23 protein-coding genes are annotated in these 20,829 nt (G+C 69.8%); 11 read left to right on the top strand and 12 right to left on the bottom strand.

All coding sequences use genetic code 11. The annotated features are described in order from the left end of the window. Nucleotides 1-51: 51 nt before the first annotated feature. Genes SK571_RS37675 through SK571_RS37665 form a run of 3 tightly spaced genes read right to left on the bottom strand, consistent with a single transcriptional unit; the run spans nt 52 to nt 1,941 of the window. Nucleotides 52-594, bottom strand: coding sequence for a DinB family protein (locus SK571_RS37675; RefSeq protein ID WP_319988894.1), 543 nt, complete (start codon nt 592-594; stop codon nt 52-54). Between the two features lie 10 nt (nt 595-604). Further along, nucleotides 605-1,216 carry an alpha/beta hydrolase family protein gene (locus SK571_RS37670; protein WP_319988893.1) on the bottom strand — a complete coding sequence of 204 codons (612 nt, stop codon included), beginning with the start codon at nt 1,214-1,216 and terminating at the stop codon, nt 605-607. Beyond that, nucleotides 1,213-1,941 (bottom strand): SOS response-associated peptidase, encoded by a 729-nt coding sequence (locus SK571_RS37665; RefSeq protein WP_319988892.1) that lies wholly within the window; start codon nt 1,939-1,941, stop codon nt 1,213-1,215. The genes SK571_RS37670 and SK571_RS37665 overlap by 4 nt, the downstream gene beginning before the upstream one ends. Nucleotides 1,942-2,192: 251 nt before the next feature. On the opposite strand from SK571_RS37665, the gene aroA reads away from it, so the two are divergent. The 6 genes from aroA to SK571_RS37635 are packed head-to-tail and all read left to right on the top strand — an operon-like array spanning nt 2,193 to nt 6,698. Continuing rightward, nucleotides 2,193-3,461 (top strand): 3-phosphoshikimate 1-carboxyvinyltransferase, encoded by a 1,269-nt coding sequence (gene aroA, locus SK571_RS37660; RefSeq protein ID WP_319988891.1) that lies wholly within the window; start codon nt 2,193-2,195, stop codon nt 3,459-3,461. A 2-nt stretch (nt 3,462-3,463) separates the two neighbouring features. After that, on the top strand, nt 3,464-4,462 hold the full coding sequence (rsgA, locus tag SK571_RS37655) for a ribosome small subunit-dependent GTPase A (RefSeq protein ID WP_319988889.1): 999 nt from the start codon (nt 3,464-3,466) through the stop codon (nt 4,460-4,462). 29 nt (nt 4,463-4,491) lie between these two features. Then, the gene (locus tag SK571_RS37650; RefSeq protein WP_319988888.1) at nt 4,492-4,980 is read left to right on the top strand and encodes a hypothetical protein; all 489 of its coding nucleotides are present in this window, start codon (nt 4,492-4,494) and stop codon (nt 4,978-4,980) included. Continuing rightward, nucleotides 4,977-5,426, top strand: a complete 450-nt coding sequence (locus SK571_RS37645) for a hypothetical protein (RefSeq protein WP_319988887.1) — start codon at nt 4,977-4,979, stop codon at nt 5,424-5,426. The genes SK571_RS37650 and SK571_RS37645 overlap by 4 nt, the downstream gene beginning before the upstream one ends. Beyond that, nucleotides 5,423-5,947, top strand: a complete 525-nt coding sequence (locus tag SK571_RS37640; RefSeq protein WP_319988886.1) for a hypothetical protein — start codon at nt 5,423-5,425, stop codon at nt 5,945-5,947. The genes SK571_RS37645 and SK571_RS37640 overlap by 4 nt, the downstream gene beginning before the upstream one ends. A 22-nt stretch (nt 5,948-5,969) precedes the next feature. Continuing rightward, complete coding sequence (locus tag SK571_RS37635) at nt 5,970-6,698, top strand: NAD-dependent epimerase/dehydratase family protein (protein ID WP_319988885.1); 729 nt, start codon at nt 5,970-5,972, stop codon at nt 6,696-6,698. On the opposite strand, the gene pruA is transcribed toward SK571_RS37635, so the two are convergent. Continuing rightward, entirely contained in the window at nt 6,695-8,323 is a 1,629-nt protein-coding gene (pruA, locus tag SK571_RS37630; RefSeq protein WP_319988884.1) for an L-glutamate gamma-semialdehyde dehydrogenase, read from the bottom strand. The genes SK571_RS37635 and pruA overlap by 4 nt on opposite strands. 93 nt (nt 8,324-8,416) lie before the next feature. Between pruA and SK571_RS37625 the strand changes: the two genes are divergently transcribed. Next, nucleotides 8,417-8,746: a VOC family protein gene (locus SK571_RS37625; protein WP_406602089.1), complete on the top strand. Its 330-nt coding sequence runs from the start codon at nt 8,417-8,419 to the stop codon at nt 8,744-8,746. Next, entirely contained in the window at nt 8,746-9,573 is an 828-nt protein-coding gene (locus SK571_RS37620; RefSeq protein WP_319988882.1) for a GNAT family N-acetyltransferase, read from the top strand. Before SK571_RS37625 ends, SK571_RS37620 begins: the two co-directional genes overlap by 1 nt. Here SK571_RS37620 and SK571_RS37615 read toward each other — a convergent pair. Genes SK571_RS37615 through SK571_RS37605 form a run of 3 tightly spaced genes read right to left on the bottom strand, consistent with a single transcriptional unit; the run spans nt 9,570 to nt 12,124 of the window. After that, nucleotides 9,570-10,061, bottom strand: coding sequence for a DUF6912 family protein (locus tag SK571_RS37615; RefSeq protein ID WP_319988881.1), 492 nt, complete (start codon nt 10,059-10,061; stop codon nt 9,570-9,572). The two genes, SK571_RS37620 and SK571_RS37615, sit on opposite strands and share 4 nt — an antisense overlap. Next, nucleotides 10,058-11,449 carry a WS/DGAT/MGAT family O-acyltransferase gene (locus tag SK571_RS37610; protein WP_319988880.1) on the bottom strand — a complete coding sequence of 464 codons (1,392 nt, stop codon included), beginning with the start codon at nt 11,447-11,449 and terminating at the stop codon, nt 10,058-10,060. The genes SK571_RS37615 and SK571_RS37610 overlap by 4 nt, the downstream gene beginning before the upstream one ends. Nucleotides 11,450-11,458: 9 nt before the next feature. After that, nucleotides 11,459-12,124 (bottom strand): phosphotransferase, encoded by a 666-nt coding sequence (locus SK571_RS37605; protein ID WP_319988879.1) that lies wholly within the window; start codon nt 12,122-12,124, stop codon nt 11,459-11,461. A gap of 105 nt (nt 12,125-12,229) precedes the next feature. On the opposite strand from SK571_RS37605, the gene SK571_RS37600 reads away from it, so the two are divergent. Further along, nucleotides 12,230-12,976, top strand: coding sequence for a TrmH family RNA methyltransferase (locus SK571_RS37600; RefSeq protein WP_319988878.1), 747 nt, complete (start codon nt 12,230-12,232; stop codon nt 12,974-12,976). Here the strand turns inward: SK571_RS37600 and SK571_RS37595 are convergent, their stop codons facing one another. Further along, nucleotides 12,977-13,276 carry a hypothetical protein gene (locus SK571_RS37595; RefSeq protein ID WP_090005406.1) on the bottom strand — a complete coding sequence of 100 codons (300 nt, stop codon included), beginning with the start codon at nt 13,274-13,276 and terminating at the stop codon, nt 12,977-12,979. Nucleotides 13,277-13,359: 83 nt separating this feature from the next. Beyond that, nucleotides 13,360-13,770, bottom strand: coding sequence for an HAD-IA family hydrolase (locus SK571_RS37590; RefSeq protein WP_319988877.1), 411 nt, complete (start codon nt 13,768-13,770; stop codon nt 13,360-13,362). A gap of 69 nt (nt 13,771-13,839) precedes the next feature. Between SK571_RS37590 and SK571_RS37585 the strand changes: the two genes are divergently transcribed. Next, entirely contained in the window at nt 13,840-14,247 is a 408-nt protein-coding gene (locus SK571_RS37585) for an Rv3235 family protein (protein WP_319988876.1), read from the top strand. Between the two features lie 615 nt (nt 14,248-14,862). Here the strand turns inward: SK571_RS37585 and secA are convergent. The 3 genes from secA to SK571_RS37570 all read right to left on the bottom strand — a co-directional run bounded on the left by secA (nt 14,863) and on the right by SK571_RS37570 (nt 19,728). Beyond that, nucleotides 14,863-17,808, bottom strand: a complete 2,946-nt coding sequence (gene secA, locus SK571_RS37580; protein ID WP_319988875.1) for a preprotein translocase subunit SecA — start codon at nt 17,806-17,808, stop codon at nt 14,863-14,865. A gap of 376 nt (nt 17,809-18,184) precedes the next feature. Next, nucleotides 18,185-18,850 (bottom strand): ribosome hibernation-promoting factor, HPF/YfiA family, encoded by a 666-nt coding sequence (gene hpf, locus SK571_RS37575; RefSeq protein ID WP_266039023.1) that lies wholly within the window; start codon nt 18,848-18,850, stop codon nt 18,185-18,187. A gap of 737 nt (nt 18,851-19,587) precedes the next feature. Then, nucleotides 19,588-19,728 (bottom strand): hypothetical protein, encoded by a 141-nt coding sequence (locus tag SK571_RS37570; RefSeq protein WP_319988874.1) that lies wholly within the window; start codon nt 19,726-19,728, stop codon nt 19,588-19,590. 90 nt (nt 19,729-19,818) lie between these two features. Between SK571_RS37570 and SK571_RS37565 the strand changes: the two genes are divergently transcribed. Next, nucleotides 19,819-20,436, top strand: coding sequence for a ComF family protein (locus SK571_RS37565; RefSeq protein ID WP_319988873.1), 618 nt, complete (start codon nt 19,819-19,821; stop codon nt 20,434-20,436). Nucleotides 20,437-20,829 lie beyond the last annotated feature (393 nt).

Raw genomic sequence — 20,829 nt, 5'->3', positions numbered from 1 at the left:
AAAACAAATTGCCGTACTTTCGGCCGACGGTGTGTCCATTCGGCCAGCGCGCTATTCCCCCGTCTGGCCGTCGATCGCTTCCCGGATCAGATCGGCGTGACCGTTGTGGCGGGCGTACTCCTCGATCATGTGGGTGAGGATCCACCGCAGGCTGGGGACGCGCCCGTCACGCCACGGCGCTCGCTTCGCCGGTTGGCTCAGGTCGCCGCGCCTGAGCGCCTCGATGAGGTCCTTCCTGGCGCCGTCGACAGCGCGCAGCCACAACGCGCGCAACTGTTCCGGGGTGTCGTCGGCGGCCGAGCACCAGTCCCAGTCGTTGTCGGTCTTCCAGTCGACGCTCGCCCACGGTTCCAGCGGCTCGCGGTCGTGCAGGACGACGCGGAACCACTGCTGCTCCACGTAGGCGAGGTGCTTGACCATCCCGCCCAGGGTCATCGTGGACTTCGCGGCGGTCGTGTTGAGCTGCTCCGCGGTGAGGCCCTCGATCTTCCACATGAGGGTGGCGCGGTGGAACTCCAGGAAGCCCTTGAGGGTGGCGAGCTCGTCGCCGCCCATCGGCGGTTCTGGCCTGCCTTGCTCATCGATGACCGTCATGCGCCGAACGTTAGTCCAGCGGGCGCAGCACCCGGTCCATCCACTCACCGACATAGCGGCCGACGTCCGCGACGGACGCCTTGAGCGAGTGGTCGCCCTTCAGCAGCACGACCTCGCGGTGGTGGGCGCGTTCGGGCTGGCCGAACGGGTCGTTCTCACCCTGCACGACCAGCGTGGCGACCTCGACACCGTCCAGTTCGGCCATCCGCGACTTCTCCGGCTTGCCCGGCGGGTGCACCGGGAAAGCCAGGCACAGCACCGCGACGGCCTGGCCCTCGACCGAGGTCCGGCAGGCCACGCGCGCTCCCGACGACCGGCCCCCGAACACCAGGGGCAGGCCGTCGAACCAGCGTTCGCCCAGGTCCTCGACCACCGCCAGCCACGCCGTGTCGAGCTGGCCGGCCGGCGCCGGGGCACGACGGCCCGCGACGCGGTAGGGCTGTTCGATCAACGCCACGTGCACGCCGACGGAGTTCGCGGCGTGGCACGCGGCGACGAGATCCGGGGCCTCGACGCCACCACCGGCGCCGTGGCCCAGGAGCAGTGCCGCACGCGGCTCGTGGGCACAGTGCAGCGAGGCCCGCGCGGGGCCGTGCGGCGTGTCCACCAACAGCGTGGTCATGACGGCTCGAACAAGGTGGGTGAGGGCTTCTCGTCTTCGGTGAGCGAGACGCGGTCCATCAGGGACGGCTTGTTGTTCTTCACGCTGTTCACCTCGGTCGACACCGGCCGCAGCTCGAGCGCCTCGACGATCGACGGGTCGGGGAACAGCAGCTCGCTCGGGTCGAGCGACGCCGGGTCGAGCCACGCCGACCAGCGGTCCGGAGGCAGGAGCAACGGCATCCGGTGGTGCACCTCGGTCATCGCGCCGATGGCGTCCGTGGTGAGCACGGCGCACGTGACGGTCGGGACGTCGTCCTTCCACCACACGGACCACAGGCCCGCCATCGCCAGGGACGTGTCGTCCCCGAGGGTGATGAAGTACGGCTGCTTGCGCCCCTCGCCCGGCTGCCACTCGTACCAGCCGGTGGCGGGGATGATGCAGCGCCGCTTGATCGCCGACTGCTTGTACGCGGGCTTGGTCAGCACGGTCTCGGCGCGGGCGTTGATCATCTTGGCCGCACCGGAGAGGTCCTTGGCCCAGTGCGGGACGAGCCCCCAGCGCATGACGCGGATGCTGCGTTCCAGCTCCTCGTCCTCGGGCTGACGCTCGACCACGGCCATGACGCGCTTGGTGGGAGCGATGTTGTAGTCCGCCCCCGGTGCCTCGTCGCCGGTCCCGTCCACCGCGTCGAACTCGGCCGCCAGCAGCGCCGGGTCCTTGGTGGAGGCGTACCTACCGCACAAAACCGATCACCTCCGATGTCTCAATTGTCCCACGGCCGGAACACCTGTGCGAGCTTGCCCTGGTGGGGTGACCACCAGCGTTCGCCCCGGCTCTCGCCGTTCAGACGGTTGCATCGCGGTGCCGGCCCCACGTCCCGATATCGGGCATATCGGGACGTGGGGCCGGTGCCGCGAGGCGACCTGCTGGGCGCCGAGAGCCGCGGTGAAGGCTGGTGGTCACCCCACCACCCCCGATGCGGGATCATTCAGGCATGACTCAGCACTGGTCAGCCCCCAGCGCGCCCGGCCCAGTCCACTCGACGGTGCCGGTGCCCGGCTCGAAGTCGATCACCAACCGCGTCCTGGTCCTCGCGGCACTGGCCGATGGGCCGTCCACGGTCCACGCGCCGCTGCGCAGCCGCGACACGGTGCTGATGACGGCCGCGCTCTCGTCGCTGGGCGTCGGCATCACCGATCGCGAGGACGGCGGCTGGGACGTGGTGCCCGGTCTGCTGCGCGGGCCGGCCGACGTCGACTGCGGTCTCGCGGGCACGGTCATGCGCTTCCTGCCGCCCGCCGCCGCGCTGGCCGAGGGCGAGATCCGGTTCGACGGCGACCCGCACGCGCGGACGCGGCCGATGAGCACCGTGCTGGGTGCGCTGCGGTCGCTGGGCGTCGAGGTCGACGGGGACGCGCTGCCGTTCACGTTGCACGGCACGGGATCGGTACCCGGTGGCGAGGTGACGATCGACGCGTCGGGCTCGTCGCAGTTCGTGTCCGGGCTGCTGCTGTCCGCCGCCCGGTTCGACAAGGGCGTGACGATCCGGCACGACGGCAAGCCGGTGCCCTCGTTGCCGCACATCGACATGACGGTCCAGACGCTGCGGTCGGTCGGCGTCGAGGTGGACACGAGCGTGCCGAACGTGTGGCGCGTCGAGCCCGGTGTGATCAAGGCACGCACGTGGCACGTGGAGCCGGACCTGTCGAACGCGACGGTGTTCCTCGCGGCGGCCGCGGTGACCGGTGGCGAGGTGACGATCCCGCACTGGCCCGCCGCCACGACGCAGCCGGGTGACGCGGTGCGCGGCATCCTGGAGCGCATGGGCTGTGCGGTCGAGGTGTCGGAGCGCGGCCTGACCGTGCGGGGTCCGGCGAAGCTGTCCGGTGTGGACATCGACCTGCGTGACGAGAGCGAGCTCACGCCGACCGTCGCCGCGCTCGCGGCACTGGCCGAGGGCCGCACGACCATCCGGGGCGTGGCGCACATCCGCGGCCACGAGACCGACCGGATCGCCGCGCTCGTCAACGAGATCAACGCGGTCGGCGGCAACGCGACCGAGACCGAGGACGGCCTGGTCATCGACCCCGCTCCCCTGCGCGGCGGCGTGTGGAAGGCCTACGCCGACCACCGCATGGCGACCGCGGGCGCGATCATCGGGCTGGTGGTGCGGGGCATGTCGGTGAACGACATCGGCAGCACCACCAAGACGATCCCGGACTTCCCGGGCATGTGGGACGCCATGCTCACCGGGGGCGCGTAGAAGTGAGCAAGCAGGACTGGCGCAAACTCGACGAGTCCGACGTGCGCGTGCGCCCCGGCAAGGGGACGCGGCCGCGCAGCAAGAGGCGACCGGAACACGCCGACGCCGAGACCGCGATGATCATCGGCGTGGACCGCGGCCGCTGGACGTGCGCGATGGAGTCCGGCGCCGTCGTCACGGCGATGCGCGCACGCGAACTGGGCCGCACGCCCGTCGTGGTCGGCGACCAGGTGGGCATCGTCGGTGACACGTCGGGCCAGCCGGACACGCTGGCCCGCATCGTGCGCGTCGAGGAGCGGACCTCGGTGCTGCGCCGGACCGCGGACGACACCGATCCGTTCGAACGGGTCGTCGTCGCGAACGCGTCCCAGCTCATCATGGTCGTGGCGCTGGCGGATCCCCCGCCGCGCACGGGTTTCATCGACCGCTGCCTGGTCGCCGCGTACGCCGGCGGCCTGGAACCGGTGCTGTGCCTGACGAAGTCGGACCTCGCCTCGGCGGACGCCCTGCTGGCGCTGTACACCGAGCTCGACGTGGCGGTGGTCGTGACCCGCTCCGACGAGGAGCCTGCCGAACTGCGCGCCCGGCTGGCGAACACGGTGTCGTGCCTGATCGGCCACTCCGGCGTCGGCAAGTCCACTCTGGTCAACAAGCTCGTGCCGGGCGCGAACCGCGCGGTGGGCGTGGTGTCCGGCGTCGGCAAGGGCCGGCACACCTCCACCCAGGCCGTCGCCCTGCGGCTGCCCGAGGGCGGCTGGGTCGTGGACACGCCGGGCATCCGCTCGTTCGGCCTCGCCCACATCACGCCGGACGACATCGTGAAGGCCTTCCCGGACTTCGCCGAGGCCGCCGAGGAGTGCCCGCCCGGCTGCGGCCACCTGGGCTCGCCCGAGGACCCCGGCTGCATGCTGGACGAGCTCGTGCCGGACGCGCCGGGCCGGCTCACGTCGCTGCGCAGGTTGCTCGCGTCACGTGCCGGCATGGACGACTACACGGATTGAGGTTGCGCCGGTCAGTCACACTGTCCCTTGTGAACAGACGCCTGGGGGCTGTGGCGTTGCTGGTTGCGCTGACCGCGTGCTCGACGCCCGCGCCGGCTCCGGCTCCGGCCACTCCGAAACTGCGTGACCTCGCCACGGTCGACGCCTGCACGTTGCTCGCCGAGCCGGACTTCGGGAAGCCCTTCACGAAGGCACCCGAGCCTCTCAACGAGCCACTGAGCTGCCGGTGGTCGATCGAGGGCCAGACCGTGTGGATGAGCGTCGAGAACGAGTCGCTGGAGCAGGCGAAGGTCCGCGTGCATGAAGGCTCGGAGCTGACCGTCGAGGGCCACAAGGCCTGGTGGGGCGTGCAGCCCGACTTCACCAGCGAACCGTCGAGCAGCATCGGCGTCACCGTGACCGAGCTGGCGGCGGACCGCGTGCTGGTGATGACCGCCGAGAAGATCCCGGGCAACTACGACGTCGGGTCGGTCGCCCGCACCCGCTCCGTCGCGGTGCTGCAAAGGTTGTACACATGATCCGACTGCTTCCGGTGCTGCTGCTCGCCCTGACGGCCTGCTCGACCGCACAGCCGACCGCCCCGAAGTTCGAGGACACCGACCCCTGCTCGCTGCTGCAGACCGGCGACGCGGGCCAGATGAACGGCTCCCCCACCAGGACCGAGCGGACGTGCGACTACCCGTTCGCCTCGCTGACCGCGCGGCTGACGTTGCTGAGCGCGAAGTACGCGGACGAGTCGCAGAAGCTGCTCTCCGACGGCGGCTACGGCGGGGTGATCAACGACCGTCCGCTCACGCGCAAGTGCGTCGACTCCTCGGGCGAGGTGACCTGTGACGCCGTCGTCGAGGTGCGGGAGGGGCAGCTCATCGGGCTGAAGGTCCTGCAGCGCAGCCACGACCTCAACGTGGTCGGGCAGGTCACGCAGGGGCTGGCGGCGAAGGCCGTGGAGAGGTTGCCGAAGTGAAGCGCGTCCTGCCGTTGCTGCTCCTGCTCGCGGGCTGTGCCGCCACTCCGGTGGCAGCCCCGCCGAGCACGACGACGACCACGACCACCGAGACGACGGTCGCAACGACGTCGCCGCGCATCGACACGCCGCACAAGCTGCCGGCCGGCCCGTGCCTCCTGCTGGCCGCGGCGGACTTCGAGACCCCGCTGGCCACGGCGCCGGAGCCGTTCCCCGACCTGCCGCGCTCCTGCACGTTCCGGGAGGGCACGGGCGCGGACTCGGACCTGTTCGTCATCGTCCAGTTCGCGGACGCCTACGCGAAGCCCGAGAACGCCCACGAGACGTTGCTCAAAGGCCACACGATGGCGGTGTCCTTCGCCAGCGGACCAGGCATCGAGGAGGGCACGTACCTCGTCGCGGTCAACGCGGCCGAGTCGTTCAGGATCATCCTGAGCCTGCGCAACTCCAACTCCTCACAGGTCGCGATGATCGCGCAGGGCAAGGTGCAACAGGCTTTCGCGCGGCTTGTCACATCCTGACGCGCTGTCTCGTCCACTGGTCATGAAGGTATTCGTGATCGGTGCGACGGGTGTTCTCGGACGGGAAGCGGTCCCCCAGCTGCGGGCGGCCGGACACGAGGTCGGTGTGCTGGACCGGCAGACGACCTCGATGTTCGACGTGGACCAGCTCACGGCCGCGTTCACGGGCTACGACGCCGTCCTCAACCTCGCCACCCGCATCCCGCTCAGCGCGAAGGCCGTGCTCGCGAGCGCGTGGGCGGAGAACAACCGCCTTCGCACCGAGGGCAGTGCCGCCGTGGCCGAGGCCGCGATCAGGGCCGGGGCCGGGCGGGTCGTGCAGGAGGGCATCTCGTTCGTCTACGCGGACGGCGGTGACCGCGAGCTCGACGAGAGTGCGCCGATCAAGCCCGTCGGGCACGTCGCCAGTTCGGTCACCGCACAGCACAACGTCCTGAAGCACCCCGGCGGCGTGTTCCTGCGCATCGGGATGCTGATCGGCGGCGAGGCGATGTCACCGCCGGTGCTCGTCGGCGACGGCTGGATGTCGGTCGTGCACCCCGCGGACGCGGCGGCGGCAGCGATCGCCGCGCTCGACGCGCCTGCGGGGATCTACAACGTCGGGACGCCGGTTCTCAAGCGGGACACGGGAATCACTCGCCTGCCGAAGTTCTTCGGCAGGTTCGCCGCGTCGTTCGAGGTGTTCGGCCGCTCGCAGCGGGTGGTCAGCACGAAGCTCACCGAGGCCACCGGCTGGAAACCGCGGCACTAACCCATGTGCGGGTACCGGTGATCCGTCGGCGGCACGAGGGTCTCCTTGATGGCGCGCGGGCTCGTCCACCGTTGCAGGTTGTAGATCGAGCCCGCCTTGTCGTTGGTGCCGGAACCGCGCGACCCGCCGAACGGCTGCTGCCCGACGACGGCACCGGTCGGCTTGTCGTTGACGTAGAAGTTGCCCGCGGCGAACCGCAACGCGCGGTGCGCCTGCTCGATGGCGGCCCGGTCGCGCGCGAAAACGGCGCCGGTCAGCGCGTACGGCGTGGAGGTGTCGATGGTCTCCATCATCTTCGGGAAGTCCGCGTCCTCGTAGACGTGCACGGCGAGGATCGGGCCGAAGTACTCGGTCGTGAAGATGTCGTGGCGCGGGTCGGTGCCGAGCAGCACGGTCGGGTCGACGAAGTAGCCCACCGAGTCGTCGCACGAGCCGCCTGCCAGCACCTCGACCGAGGTGGACGCGGACGCCATCAGCAACGCCTCCTCGTGCTTGGCGAACGCGCGGTGGTCGATCACCGCGCCGCCGAACACCGACAGGTCCGTGACATCGCCGTAGGACAAGGACTTCGTGACGTCGAGCAGCTGCTCGCGCACTCCGCCCTCCCACAGCGACCGCGCGATGTACGCCCGCGAAGCCGCCGAGCACTTCTGGCCCTGGTACTCGAAAGCACCGCGCACCAGCCCGGTGACGAGCGCCTGGGGATCGGCGGAGGCGTGTGCCAGCACGAAGTCCTTGCCGCCGGTCTCGCCGACGACGCGCGGGTAGGCGCGGTAGTTGTCGAGGTTGCCCGCCATGGTCTGCCACAGCGCCTTGAACGTGCGGGTGGAGCCGGTGAAGTGCAGGCCGGCGAAGAACCTGTCCCGCAACGCGACCTGGCTCAACGCCTGGCCGTCGCCGGTCACGAGGTTGATCACGCCCGGCGGCAGGCCCGCTTCTTCGAGCAGCCGCATGGTGAAGTGCGCGGCCAGCTGCTGCGTCGGCGACGGCTTCCACAGCACCGCGTTGCCCATCAGGGCGGGTGCCAGCGGCAGGTTGCCCGCGATGGCGGTGAAGTTGAACGGCGTGATCGCCACGACGAACCCGTCGAGCGGCCGGTGGTCCATCCGGTTCCACACACCCGGCGACGACATCGGCTGTTCTTCGAGGATGCGACGGCCGAAGTGGACGTTGAAGCGCAGGAAGTCGATGAGCTCGCACGCCGCGTCGATCTCGGCCTGCTGCACGGACTTCGACTGGCCGAGGATCGTGGCGGCGTTGAGGGTGTCGCGCCACGGCCCCGCGAGCAGGTCGGCCGCCCGCAGCAGCACCGCGGCCCGTTCGTCGAACGGCAGCTCCTGCCAGCCCGGCGCGGCGTGCTGGGCGGCGCGCATGGCATCGGCGACGTCGGAGTTCGTGGCCTGCGCCGTCACGCCGAGAACGTGCCTGTGTTCGTGCGGCTGGACCACGTCGATGCGGTCGCCACCACCCATGCGCTGCTCGCCGCTGATGGTCATCGTCAGCTCGTGCGTGGTGCCTTCGAGCTCCGCGATGCGTGCTTGCAGGCTGGCCCGTTCGGCGCTACCGGGTGCATAGGTGCGCACGGGCTCGTTGACCGGTTCGGGTGCAGACGTGACTGCGTCCATTCCCCCATCGTGGCACGCGGTAGTAGGGTCCGTCGGGTGGCGCGGGTGACTGGCATCGGCGGGGTTTTCCTGCGTTCAAGGGACCCTGCGCGCTTGGCCGCCTGGTACCGCGACAACCTGGGCGTGCCGATGAGCGAGAAGGGCACCGTCACCTTCCACTGGCTCGACACGGCGACGAACGAGTACCCCGGCACGACGACGATGGCGTTGTTCGCGCAGGACACGAAGTACATCGGCGAGCCCCACCAGCGCACCATGCTGAACCTGCGCGTGGACGACCTGGTGTCGTTGATGGCCAAGCTGAAGGCGCGCGGCGTCGAGGTGCTGCCCGACACCGAGGATTCGGAGTTCGGCCTGTTCGGGTGGTGTGTCGACCCCGAGGGCAACCGGATCGAGCTGTGGGAACCGGCAGAGGGAATGTGATGCTGGACGAAGCCGTGCAGGCGCTGCGGGAGTGGCAGCACGACGACCAGCCGTTCCAGCTCCACCCCGGAGATCTGGGCTGGTACCGGCGTTTTGGTGCCAAGGCGACCGATGAGGCGATCCGGATCTGGCGCGGAGACGGGCGGATCGTCGCCGTCGGGCTGCTGGACGGTGCCGACCTGCTGCGGTTCACGATCGCGCCGGACGCCCGTGCCGACGAGGAGCTGGCGCGCCGGCTGGCCGACGACGTCTGCACTCCCGAACGCGGCGTCCTTCCCTCCGGGACGGTGTACGTCGAGTCACCGCGGGGCACGCGGTTCCAGGAGCTGATGTTCGAGCGCGGCTGGCAGTCCGACGTGCCGTGGACGCCACTGCGCCGTGATCTCGGTGCCCCGGTACCGGATCCCGATGTGCGGATCGAGGTCATCGGACATGACCAGGCTGATGTGCACGCCGCCGTGATCCGGGCGTCGTTCGAGAAGTCGACGTTCACCGAGGAGCGCTGGCACGCGATGGCGGTCGGCTCGCCGTACGCCGACGCCCGCAGCCTGGTCGCTTTCGACCGGGGCGACGCGGTGGCGGCGACAACCGTGTGGTCGGCGGGCCCTGGCAGGCCGGGGCTGATCGAACCGATGGGCGTGCACCACGACCACCGGGGCAAGGGTTTCGGCAGGGCCATCACCCTCGCCGCGGCGTCAGCGCTGCGGGACCTCGGCTCGTCGAGCGCGCTCGTCTGCACGCCCAGCTCGAACGCGGGCGCCGTCGCCACCTACCGGGCAGCCGGGTTCGACCAGCTGCCCGAGGTGCACGACCAGCGCAGGGGCTAGAGCAGTTCCAGCACGAACGGGAGCTCCTGGGCGGCGTACCAGGCCAGTTCGTGGTCCTCGGCGCTGCCCAGCGCGAACTCCGCGTCCGGGTCGCCCAGGTCGGCCGCGTCGATGACGTCCACGGCCGCGCGCACGTCCTGTTCGGCCTCGGCCGTGTCGAGGTGCACGGCGGCGACGTCCTTCAGGGTGAACGAACCGCCGACCTTCACGACCGAGAAGTCGAGGTCGGGGCGCAACGTCACGTCGTCCACGTCCACCGCCAGCACCGCGCGCCGCGGTTCGGCCTTCTCGTCGGCGGCCAGCAGCCGCAGGGAAGCCCGCGCGGCATCGAGCATCGCCGCGTACTCCAGTTCCTCCGTGTCGCCCGCCGCGTAGGACTCGCGCAACGCCGGCGTCAGCGCGAACGCCGTGCCGGTGACCGGAGCCAGTTCGCCGCTGTCGACGAACGCGCGCAGCATCGGCACCGTCGCCGGGATGTAGACCCTCATGCGCTCGCCGTCCCCATCAATTCCTCCACCGACTCCTCGACCATGGTCGCGAGAACGTCCACATCGGACATGGCGTCGCGGTCGCCGTTCAAACCGAAGTACACACCGCCGTCGTACGACGTCACCCCGATGGCCAGCGCCTGGTTCTTGGCGAGCGGGACGACCGGGAAGATCTCGGTCATTCTCGCCCCCGCCGCGTACAGCGGCACCTGCGGGCCGGGAACGTTGGTGACGATGACGTTGAACAGCCGGCGGCTGAACGAGCTGGCGGCCCGTGCGCCGAGCGCGTGCAACGTCGGCGGGGCGAAGCCGGAGACCTTCACCAGCGCGTCGGCGGCGACGGACTGACCGGACTCCTGGTGCGCGCGCATCGCGTGGCTCACGTGGTGCAGGCGGACGACCGGGTTCGGCTCGCCTACCGGGAGGTCGACCAGGTAGGCGCTCACGTTGTTGCCCGAGTCCGGGTCGGCCTCGCGGACGCTCAGCGGGGCCATCGCGCGGATCGTGGTGCTGCCGGTGACGTTCTCGCCGCGGCTGAGCAGCCAGTTGCGCAGGGCACCGCTCAGGGCCGCGAGCACCACGTCGTTGACCGTGCCGCCGTGCTGCTTGCGGATGGCGCGCAGGTCGTCGAGCTGGGCGCGCGCGACGGCGAACCGGCGCTGCGGCGAGGTGATGCGGACGTTCAGCGGGGAGCCGGGCGCGGGCGTGGCGGCGGTGCGGACCGCCGAGGCGAGCACGCCGAACGCGTTGAAGACCTTCTCGACCGTGTTGACGGTGTCGAGGGCGGCGCTGCGGACGTTCTCCACGAGCTCGCCGGGGCTGTGCACGATGTCGGTGACCGCGTCGGCCACGAGCTGCAGCGAACTGGGCTCGGGCTGCGGCATCCAGAGGTTCTCGACGTTGGTGCGCGGTGTCGGCGAGACGTCCAGCATGACCTGGCCGATCTCCAGCGACGCGATGCCGTCGATCATGGCCTGGTGGGTCTTGGTGATGACCGCGGTCTGGTTCTTCTCGAGGCCCTCGACCAGGTAGATCTCCCACAGCGGCCGGGAGTGGTCGAGCGGGCGCGACATCAGGCGCGCGATCAGGTCGTGCAGCTGCGTGTCGTTGCCCGGCTTGGGCAGGGCGCTGCGGCGGACGTGGTAGGTGACGTCGAAGTCGGGGTCGTCGACCCACACGGGGCGTGCGATGCGTCCGGGGACGTGCACGACCTTCTGCCGGTAGCGCGGCACGAGGCTGAGGCGTTGCTCGATGAGGTCGACGAGCTTGTCGTAGTCGAAGCCCGCCTTGGGCCGGCGGAACACCGCCACACCGCCGACGTGCATCGGCGTCTTGGCGTCCTCCAGGTACAGGAACGAGGCGTCCAGCGCTGACAGGCGGTCCGGCATGCACCCAGCCTAGTGGCGTTCGCGGTCCATCAGCTTCTGAAGTGCCGCGCGTTCGCGCGGATCGCGGTCGTGCCGCTCCAGCCGGATGCGCGCGGCCTCCGGGATCGCGTTCCTCGCCTCCGGGTCCACGTTGGCCATGAACGACCGGAGGAACCGCCAGCGCGTGAGCTTCATGACCGGAGCGAGGTGGGCGACGGCGAGCGACACCCAGCTCAGTGCGACGTCGAGCCTGCGGTCGCCCTTGGTGGCGCTGGCCCAGTCGAGGACCACGGGCCCTTCCGGGCCGAGCACGACGTTGCCGGGGTGCAGGTCGAGGTGCAGCAGGTCGCCGTCGCCGCTGAGGAAGCCGGGCGCCGGGATGACGTCGAGGCGGTGGTGCAGGTCCGCGAGCTCCTGGCCGAGACTGCCCGCGAGCCACGGCTTGCGGCCGATCTCCTCGGACATCCGCGGGCCGGGCACGTACTGCATGACCAGTTCGTCCTCGGTGGCCTCGTGCACGCGCGGGACGGGGATGCCGCAGCCGCTCAGGTACGACATCATCTCGGCCTCGCGCCGCAGGTCACGGCCGGTGCGCGTGCGTTTGACGAGCAGCCCGTCGGACCGGATGAACACATCCGAGTCCTGGCCGCTCGCGAGATGTTGACGTTGCGCGACGCTGCGCATACCTGCCGTCATGTGACGATCATCATCGATATGATCCGAAACACAAGGGCCGAACGGCTCTAGTGGAGCTCTTCACCCGTTTGAGCCCTGTGTGCCCGCCTCTGGCACTCTCTTCCGGTGGAGATCTCGCCCAAGGACCGCTTCGTCACCGTCTACGGCCGCAAGCCAGTGCTGGAAGCGCTGGACGACCCGACGCTCACGGTCGACAAGGTGGTGCTCGCCGACACGGCCCGAGGCGCGGCCGCGCACGAGATCATCGACGCGGCCCGCACGCGTGGCGTCGTCGTGCAGCGGGCGACCGCGCAGCGCGTGAAGGTGCTGGCGGGCAACGGCAAGCAGGACCAGGGCGTGCTCGCCGACGTGGTCGCGCCGCGCATGAAGCCCCTGGCGCTGGCCCTGGAAGAGGGATCGCTGGGGTCCGTCCTCGTGCTGGACGGCATCACGACCCCCGCGAACGTGGGCATGATCCTGCGCACCGCGACCGCCGCGGGCATCGACGGCATCGTCGTGCCGCGCCGGGGCGTCGCCTCCATCGACCCGCTCGTGGTGAAGGCCTCCGCCGGAGTGGCTTTCCGAGCGCCCGTGCTGCGCTGCGGCACCGCGGCGGAGGCCTCGGCTTTGTTGCGCGCGTCCGGCTATTCGCTCCACGCGCTCGATTCCCACGCACCCGACACGATTTATTCCGCTTCTTTCCCGGCACGCGCGGCTTTCGTGCTGGGCAGTGAAACGTCCGGAATCACCGACGACGTGCGTCCACACATCACGTCGTGGCTTTCGATTCCGATGGCGGCGGGCGTGGAATCCCTGAACGTCGCGTCAGCGGCGGCCGTGCTCTGCTTCGAGCTGGTGCGCCGGGCTCAGTGATCAGAGCCAGTCGACGTGGTACCCGTTGACCCGCGGGTACCCGAGCAGCGACGTGCACTCCGCCACCGAGGGCTCGCCCCTGACCCGGCCGATCGTCCCGTACTGGTCCCAGACCCCGAGCCCGTTCGTGCAGTGCGCGACGGCCCGGAACCGCCCTGGCCGGCCTTCGTCGCAGAAGACCTCGATGGTGCGCCCGTCCCTGAGATAGTCCTCGTAGCAGCCGCGTTCCTGCGCCTGCGCGGGTGATGCAATTGCCGTGGCTGCAATGGCGACTGCAACACAAGCGACAATTCTTCGCATTTTCTCCCCTATGCAATCGACTACCGACGAATCGACGCTAGTACCTTGCCGAAAAAGGGGCAATGACGCTCCGGGGTGAACCCTCAATCGCGGAGCGCGATCGCTAGCAGTATTTCCAGCTCCTCGAGGGTGGACCGTGTCGACCGATGGTGGACACCGACCATGCCCGCCTCGGCGGCCCCGCGGACGTTGACCGCGAGGTCGTCGACGAAGACGCACTCCCCCGGCTTCACGTTCAGCTTGGTGGCCGTGAGCAGGTAGATCTCGGTGTCCGGCTTGGCGAGCCCGACCTCCCCGGAGATGATCGCGACGTCCAGCAGTCGACTCAGTGCTTTCGGCGGCTGCCACCACCCGTCCGCATTGGACAGCAGAGCGGTCTTGAGCCCGTGCCGCTTCGCCTTGCGCAGGGCGGTGAGGAGCGGCGGTTCGGCGGGGTTGTCCTCGCCGGGGTCGGTCAGAACGCCGCCGTAGTCGAGCACCAGGGCTTTCAGCATGGCTGGGACCGTAACCCCACTTTCGGGTGTTCGGTGTCCTGATCTCGTCGGTGGCGCGCCTGGTCGACCATGCCCCCAGTTGTCCGCCGCCTGCCCGCCTACGAGCCTCCGGTCGGAGGCCCTCCCCGGATTCCGCTGCCCCGGCCGCGCCCCGTGTGGGTTCCGGTGCCGGAGCCGCCGTACCCCGCCCTGGACGCCGCACGCCTGCTCTCGGTGGTGCTGGAGGTGCTGGACGGACGGCGGCCTGCCCGGCTGTTGCGGGAGATCGCGGTGCCCGCGCTGGCGGCCAGGCTGAGCGGGTCGGTCCGTGCCCGGACCACGCGGATGGTGCGGCCGCCTCGGGTCTGTCATCCGTCGCGGCTGGTGGCGGAGATGTCGGTGACCTTGCGGAGGGAGGGGCGGGTGCTGGCGGCGGCCGGTCGGGCCGAGAACGCCGGCGGTCGGTGGTGGTTCACGTCGTTCACGGTGCTGGAGTGAGGCGCCGCCCTGGAAGTGGTGTGGGCGGCGCTGCCGGGAGGAACGCCGCCCATGCATGGTTGTCGGTGGCGGGTCGGCTCGGCTTCGCGGGCCGCGCCGTGCCTCATACGCCGTCTGGCACCCGCTGCGTCAGCGCCGACCTGCACGTCTTGCCGCGCCCCACCCAACCCGCCGACCAACCACACCCTGCCCTCGGCCACGGGTGTGGCCGCGCCCGCAAAACGCAGCCACACACGTGGCGGGCAGGGCCGGCTCGGCTTCGTCGGCCCGTGCCCTGGCTCCCGCCGTCCTGCCGCTCCCCTGCGTCAACGCCGACCCGCCACGCCCCGCCGCCCCTGCCTCACTCGCCGTCCCGCCGCGCACTACCCACCTGCCGCGCCCTGCCCACCCGTCGTGCCTTACGCCGGGCATCACCCGCGTGCCTCGCCCGCCGTCCTGCCGCGCCCTGCCCACCCGTCGTGCCTTACGCCGAGCATCACCCGCGTGCCTCGCCCGCCGTCCTGCAGCGCGTGCCCCGCCACACCCTGCCCGCGAGTTCCAGCGCACCCACAAAAGCCGCGTGGGCCGCGTTCCCGAAGGAACGCGGCCCACGCGGTGGTGGTGCGGTGAGGGGCGTCAGCCCTTCTTGCGGTTGTTCTTCGCCGCCTGGCGGGCCGCCTCGCGGCGCTCCTTGCGGGTGCCGCCGCCCTGGCCGGCCGCGCCGGTCGCCTCGCCGTGCTCGTCGACGCCGCCGTCCTCGGCCGGGCCGCTGTAGCTCAGGTTCTGCTGGCCGGGGCCGCCGAGGCCCTTGCCGCGCAGGGCGGGCGGGATGGCGTTGCCGCTGGCCAGCTGGGCCATGGCCGGGCCGGCCGGGGCGTCGGGCTCCCGCTGCGCCTGCTGCTGGGCTGCTGCCGCGGCGCGGGCACGAGCGCGTGCGCCGCCGCCTCCGCCGTTGCCCGACACCTGCGGGAGGGCCTGCGGGGCCGCGCCCACGGTCACGGGGACCTCGGGCTGGGCGGGCTCCGGCTCTGCCGCTTCGACCTGGAGGTTGAAGAGGAAGCCGACGGTCTCCTCGCGCAACGCGTCGAGCATCGCGTTGAACATCTCGAAGCCCTCGCGCTGGTACTCGATGAGGGGGTCGCGCTGCGCCATCGCGCGCAGGCCGATGCCCTCCTTCAAGTAGTCCATCTCGTAGAGGTGCTCACGCCACTTGCGGTCCAGGACGGACAGCAGGACGCGGCGCTCCAGTTCGCGCATGGCGCCTTCGCCGACGCGGCCCTCGATCTCGGTCTCGCGGGCGCGGTAGGCGTCCATCGCGTCCTGCACCAGGAGGTCGCGCAGGTACTCGCGCGTGACGTCCTCGTCGGACTCGAGGATCTCCTTCGGGTCCAGCGAGACCGGGTAGAGGGTCTTGAGGGCGGTCCAGAGCTTCTCGAAGTCCCAGTCCTCGGCGTAGCCGTCGGCGGTGGCGCCGTTGACGTACTCCTCGACGACGCTCTCGATCATGTGCTCGACCTGCTCGCGGAGGTCTTCGCCGGCGAGAACGCGGTGGCGCTCGGCGTAGATCACCGTGCGCTGGCGGTTCATGACCTCGTCGTACTTGAGGACGTTCTTGCGGATCTCGAAGTTCTGCTGCTCGACCTGGGTCTGCGCGCTGCGGATGGCGCGGGTGACCATCTTGTGCTCGATCGGCACGTCGTCCGGCACGTTCAGGCGCGTCATGACCATCTCGACCATGGACGCGTTGAAGCGGCGCATCAGCTCGTCCTGGAGGGACAGGTAGAAGCGCGACTCACCGGGGTCGCCCTGACGGCCGGTGCGGCCGCGGAGCTGGTTGTCGATGCGGCGCGACTCGTGGCGCTCGGTGCCGAGCACGTAGAGACCGCCGGCCTCGCGGACCTCGTCGGCCTCCGCCTTGCCCTGGGTCGTCAGTTCCTCGACGACCTTGGCCCACTCGGCCTCGTACTCCTCCGGCGTGGTCACCGGGTCGAGGCCGCGCTCGCGCAGCTCGTGGTCCGCGATGATGTCCGGGTTGCCGCCCAGCACGATGTCGGTACCGCGGCCGGCCATGTTCGTCGCGACGGTGACGGCGCCCTTGCGGCCCGCCTTCGCGATGATCAGCGCCTCGCGGTCGTGGTGCTTCGCGTTCAGCACCTCGTGCGGGATTCCCCTGCGCACCAACAGCTTCGAGAGGTACTCGGAGCGCTCGACGCTCGTCGTGCCGATCAGGACCGGCTGGCCCTTCTCGTGCTTCTCGGCGATGTCGTCGGCGACGGCGTCGAACTTCGCCTCCTCGCTCTTGTAGACGAGGTCGGGCTGGTCCTTGCGCTGCGGCGGGCGGTTCGTCGGGATCGGGACGACGCCCAGCTTGTAGGTCTGGTGGAACTCGGCCGCCTCGGTCTCGGCGGTACCGGTCATGCCGCCGAGCTTCTCGTAGAGGCGGAAGTAGTTCTGCAGCGTGATCGTGGCGAGAGTCTGGTTCTCCGCCTTGATCTCCACGCCTTCCTTGGCCTCGATGGCCTGGTGCATGCCCTCGTTGTAACGGCGACCGGAGAGCACACGACCAGTGAACTCGTCGACGATCATGACTTCACCGTTGCGGAGGATGTAGTCCTTGTCGCGGTTGTAGAGCTCCTTCGCCTTGAGGGCGTTGTTCAGGTAGCCCACCAACGGCGTGTTCGCCGCCTCGTACAGGTTGTCGATGCCGAGCTGGTCCTCGATGAACTCCACACCGAGCTCGGTGACGGCGACCGTGCGCTTCTTCTCGTCGTACTGGTAGTGGAACGACTTCGACTTCTCCTCGATGACCTCGATGCGGTCCTTCTGGGAGAGCTGGGTGACGTCGATGCCGCGCATCCGCGGGACGAGCCGCGCGAACTCCGTGTACCAGCGGGCCGACTGCTCGGCCGGGCCGGAGATGATCAGCGGCGTGCGGGCCTCGTCGATGAGGATCGAGTCGACCTCGTCGACGATCGCGAAGTAGTGGCCGCGCTGCACGCACTCGTCGAGGCTCCACGCCATGTTGTCGCGCAGGTAGTCGAAGCCAAACTCGTTGTTCGTGCCGTAGGTGATGTCCGAGTTGTACGAAGCGCGCCGCTGCTCCGGAGTCATCTCGGAGAGGATCGCGCCGACGGTCATGCCCAGGAAGCGGTGAACACGGCCCATCCAGTCCGCGTCGCGCTTGGCCAGGTAGTCGTTCGTGGTGATGACGTGGACGCCCTTGCCGGCGATGGCGTTGAGGTAGACGGGCATGACCGAGGTCAGCGTCTTGCCCTCACCGGTGCGCATCTCGGCGATCTGACCGAGGTGCAGCGCCGCGCCACCCATCATCTGGACGTCGTAGGGGCGCTGGCCGAGGGTGCGCTTCGCGGCCTCACGGGCCACGGCGAACGCCTCCGGCAGCAGCTCGTCCAGCGACTCACCGTCGGCGTAGCGCTTCTTGAAGTCCTCGGTCTTGCCCCGCAGCTCGGCGTCGGAGAGGTCCACCACCTCGTCTTCCAGGTGGTTGATGTGCTGTGCGATGTTGCGGAGGCGCTTGAGCATCTTGCCCTCGCCGGAGCGGAGCAGTCGGGACAGCACCATCTGGATAGACCTCATCACCTGTATCGCGGCGCGCCCACGTCGGACGCCTTTCCCCTGCCCATCGTAGGCAAGTCGCCAAGATGTGTGCACGGACACAGGCGGATTGGGGCACCCGACCTGGTCTGCGCAGGTCAGGTGCGGTTTCAGCGATCTTCCCAGGCCACCTGTCGCCGGTGCCCCCACCTCGGCTACTGGTGTGGAGAACGTATGAGGGCCGCGCAAAGGTTCCAGGTCCGACCAGATTCACCTTGACGGTGAACGTCGCGGCGCGAGATGGCTCCGAGCGGCGGTAGACGAGTGGCCGCAGACGCACGCCGCCGCCCCGCACGCGAGGGGTGCGGGGCGGCGGCGGTCGAAGGAACGTGGTCGAGCGGGGTCAGGCCAGCCTGATCACGCCGTAGTCGAATCCCTTCCGGCGGTAGACGACGCTCGGACGTCCGCACTCGGTGTCGGCGAACAGGTAGAAGTCGTGTCCGACCAGTTCCATCTCGTAGAGGGCCTGGTCGACGGTCATCGGTTTGGCGGCGTGCTCCTTCTCGCGTACAACGCGTCCGGGCAACTTCTCTTCGAGGCCGTCGTCCCAACGCTGCGCGGGCACTTCCGCCATGCCCTCGTAGTCGGCCTCGGGTGCGTCGAGCACCGCGGTCTTGGCGCGGCGCGACGTCATGCTTTCGCCTGCGGACTGGTCGATCAGCCCGCTTGTCGCTTCGGCCACCGAGATCGGAGCGCGGGCCCCGTGGTGGACGCGCCTGCGGTCGTGTGACCGACGCAGGCGGTTCTCGAGCTTCGCGACCGCAGCATCCAGCGCGGCGTAGAAGTCACCCGCGCAGGCTTCGGAACGGACCACGGGTCCACGTCCCTTGCCGGTGATTTCGACCCGCTGACAGTTCTTCGACTGACGGCGGTTCGGCTCGTGGAAAAGCTCCACGTCGAAGCGGATGACCTTGCGGTCGTAGCGCTCAAGCCGGGCCAGCTTTTCGGCGACGTGAACCCTGTAGTGATCGGGCACCTCGACGTTGCGGCCCTTAACGACGATGTCCATACACGACCTCCCTCGCTTTGCTGCGAGCTATGGCTGGACTGCTTTAAAAGCGCCGTGGCGATCTTCGATCGCGGATGTGTCGCAGAGGGTCGTCTCCCTCAGCTCTCACGGCGCCAGGGTCATGGGCTGTTCGCCTCCTCCCCGCGGGCCGGGAACGCTGATAGCGGTGCACGTTAGCTTGGGATTCACCGTCGCGTAAGCCCCCTTGCCGGGGGAACGATGAGATTTTTTGATGACTACGCAGCGCGACGACAGCGCGTTGCCAGTCGTTTCCCGAGCGTGCTCCGAACCAAACCTCCCGGCACTCCGCTCACCCGAACGGCGCACAGCCGGACCGGCACTCGACGGCAGTCTCGCTGCGTCGAACGGGTCCAGTCGCGGCCTCATACCCAGCCAACGGGCGACCCTCGCGTCATGTTCCCGAAACCTGGAAGAGATCGATTCCGAACCACTCAGCGGCCCCTGCCGCACTTCTTCGCACCGAACTGCGCGGTGCCGATGCCCGATCACACCCCGGTCACGCCTGGCCGAACGGTGGATTTCGCCCATTGGCGGACAAGGCAGTCGATCACCGTTGGCGCGGACGTCCGGCTATTGCCCAGGAATAAGCCCTGGTCAGCTCCATACGTGAATAATCGTTAACCAGTCGGGGGTCAGGCGCGCACGCCGGAGGCCGCCCGAGGGCGTGATCGTCCGGGGTCCGCGGGCGTTGATCGACGGCCTCGTGTGCGGACGCCTCAGTTCTGAAACACCGTCTCAACAGACGCTCGGACAAACCGGGCGAAACGAGTTACACCTTCGCGGAAGATCGTCACAGAACGCGCGCCGAGCAGGGATTTCTCGTCGTGCCGAACCGCCTCGGAGATCGACAACGTCACCGGAACTTCACCCTTGTGGGCGGTGCCGAAAGACCCCGCCGAGGCCGCTTCCCCCGATTTTCTGTCAGACCTCGCCGCCACCCTGGTCCCATGACAGCTTTCGACCTGCTCGTGCCGGCCACCTGCTCCGGCTGCGGCCGCCCCGGCTCCCAGTGCTGCGCCACGTGCTTCGCCACGTTCGGCCCGCCCACCCGGCTCCAGGTGCCCGGTGTCGGGCCGCCTGTGTGGACGCTGGCCGCCTATCACGGCGTCGCGAGGGAACTGGTGCTGGCCTTCAAGGAACGAGGCGCACGGCCGCTCGCAGCCTGGTTCGGCGCCCTCGTCGCAGCGGCCCTCGTGGCGGTCGGGCCTCCACCGTGGACGCTCATCCCCGCACCGTCGCGCCGCAGCGCCGCGCGGGATCGCGGCGGCGACCACATGCTGCGGATCGCGAGGGAGGCGGAGATCGCCGCCGTCGCACCCGTGCTGTGCCTCGACGCCGGGGTGGCCGACTCGGTGGGGCTGGGCGCCGGAGCACGGAGGCGGAACCTGGAGGGACGGGTGCAGGTCCGCGGTCCGGCGCCACCGGGCACCACCGTGCTGCTGGACGACGTGGTCACCACCGGGGCCACGGCGTCGGCCTGTGTACGGGCTCTGCGGCAGGCAGGGGTGCGGACGAACGCGGTGCTGGTGCTGACGTCGGCCCGGCCGCACCGGCCTGGGCAGTGAGAGCTGGGCGGTGAGAGCTGGGCGGTGAGAGCTGGGCGGTGAGAGCTGGGCGGTGAGGGTTCGGGTCCAGGGTGGTGACGCCTGCGGTCGGGGTGGCGTGAGGTGAGGGGCTTCGGCGGGCGTTCCGGCGGACGTGCCGTGACGGCAGGAAGCCTTCAGCGGGCTCGACTCGGCAGCGGTGTGTCGCGGCAGGCGCAGCCTCGGCTGTCGTGCGCTTCGGCAGGCGGTGAGATCTCGCAACAACTCGCGACGTCGGCACTACCGACCAGCCCGCGCCGCGCCGGCAACCCAGCCACACCAGCCTTCGCCGCGCCCTCAGCGCGGCTGCCCAAGCCACCTCAGCACAGGCAATCTGGGGTTGCCCCGTTTTGACGGACAGGGTCGATGAGGTGT

Origin of the sequence: Lentzea kristufekii (assembly GCF_033949925.1) — a bacterium.
GTDB classification, from domain to species: Bacteria; Actinomycetota; Actinomycetes; order Mycobacteriales; family Pseudonocardiaceae; genus Lentzea; species Lentzea kristufekii.
This window is presented reverse-complemented; position numbering and strand designations above follow the sequence as displayed.

Coding starts and splice junctions, on each gene's coding strand:
- SK571_RS37675 (WP_319988894.1), bottom strand. CDS start 594: ATGACGGTCATCGATGAGCAAGGCAGGCCAGAACCGCCGATGGGCGGC.
- SK571_RS37670 (WP_319988893.1), bottom strand. CDS start 1,216: ATGACCACGCTGTTGGTGGACACGCCGCACGGCCCCGCGCGGGCCTCG.
- aroA (WP_319988891.1), top strand. CDS start 2,193: ATGACTCAGCACTGGTCAGCCCCCAGCGCGCCCGGCCCAGTCCACTCG.
- SK571_RS37645 (WP_319988887.1), top strand. CDS start 4,977: ATGATCCGACTGCTTCCGGTGCTGCTGCTCGCCCTGACGGCCTGCTCG.
- SK571_RS37635 (WP_319988885.1), top strand. CDS start 5,970: ATGAAGGTATTCGTGATCGGTGCGACGGGTGTTCTCGGACGGGAAGCG.
- pruA (WP_319988884.1), bottom strand. CDS start 8,323: ATGGACGCAGTCACGTCTGCACCCGAACCGGTCAACGAGCCCGTGCGC.
- SK571_RS37620 (WP_319988882.1), top strand. CDS start 8,746: ATGCTGGACGAAGCCGTGCAGGCGCTGCGGGAGTGGCAGCACGACGAC.
- SK571_RS37615 (WP_319988881.1), bottom strand. CDS start 10,061: ATGAGGGTCTACATCCCGGCGACGGTGCCGATGCTGCGCGCGTTCGTC.
- SK571_RS37610 (WP_319988880.1), bottom strand. CDS start 11,449: ATGCCGGACCGCCTGTCAGCGCTGGACGCCTCGTTCCTGTACCTGGAG.
- SK571_RS37605 (WP_319988879.1), bottom strand. CDS start 12,124: ATGACGGCAGGTATGCGCAGCGTCGCGCAACGTCAACATCTCGCGAGC.
- SK571_RS37595 (WP_090005406.1), bottom strand. CDS start 13,276: ATGCGAAGAATTGTCGCTTGTGTTGCAGTCGCCATTGCAGCCACGGCA.
- SK571_RS37590 (WP_319988877.1), bottom strand. CDS start 13,770: ATGCTGAAAGCCCTGGTGCTCGACTACGGCGGCGTTCTGACCGACCCC.
- SK571_RS37585 (WP_319988876.1), top strand. CDS start 13,840: ATGCCCCCAGTTGTCCGCCGCCTGCCCGCCTACGAGCCTCCGGTCGGA.
- secA (WP_319988875.1), bottom strand. CDS start 17,808: ATGGTGCTGTCCCGACTGCTCCGCTCCGGCGAGGGCAAGATGCTCAAG.
- hpf (WP_266039023.1), bottom strand. CDS start 18,850: ATGGACATCGTCGTTAAGGGCCGCAACGTCGAGGTGCCCGATCACTAC.
- SK571_RS37565 (WP_319988873.1), top strand. CDS start 19,819: ATGACAGCTTTCGACCTGCTCGTGCCGGCCACCTGCTCCGGCTGCGGC.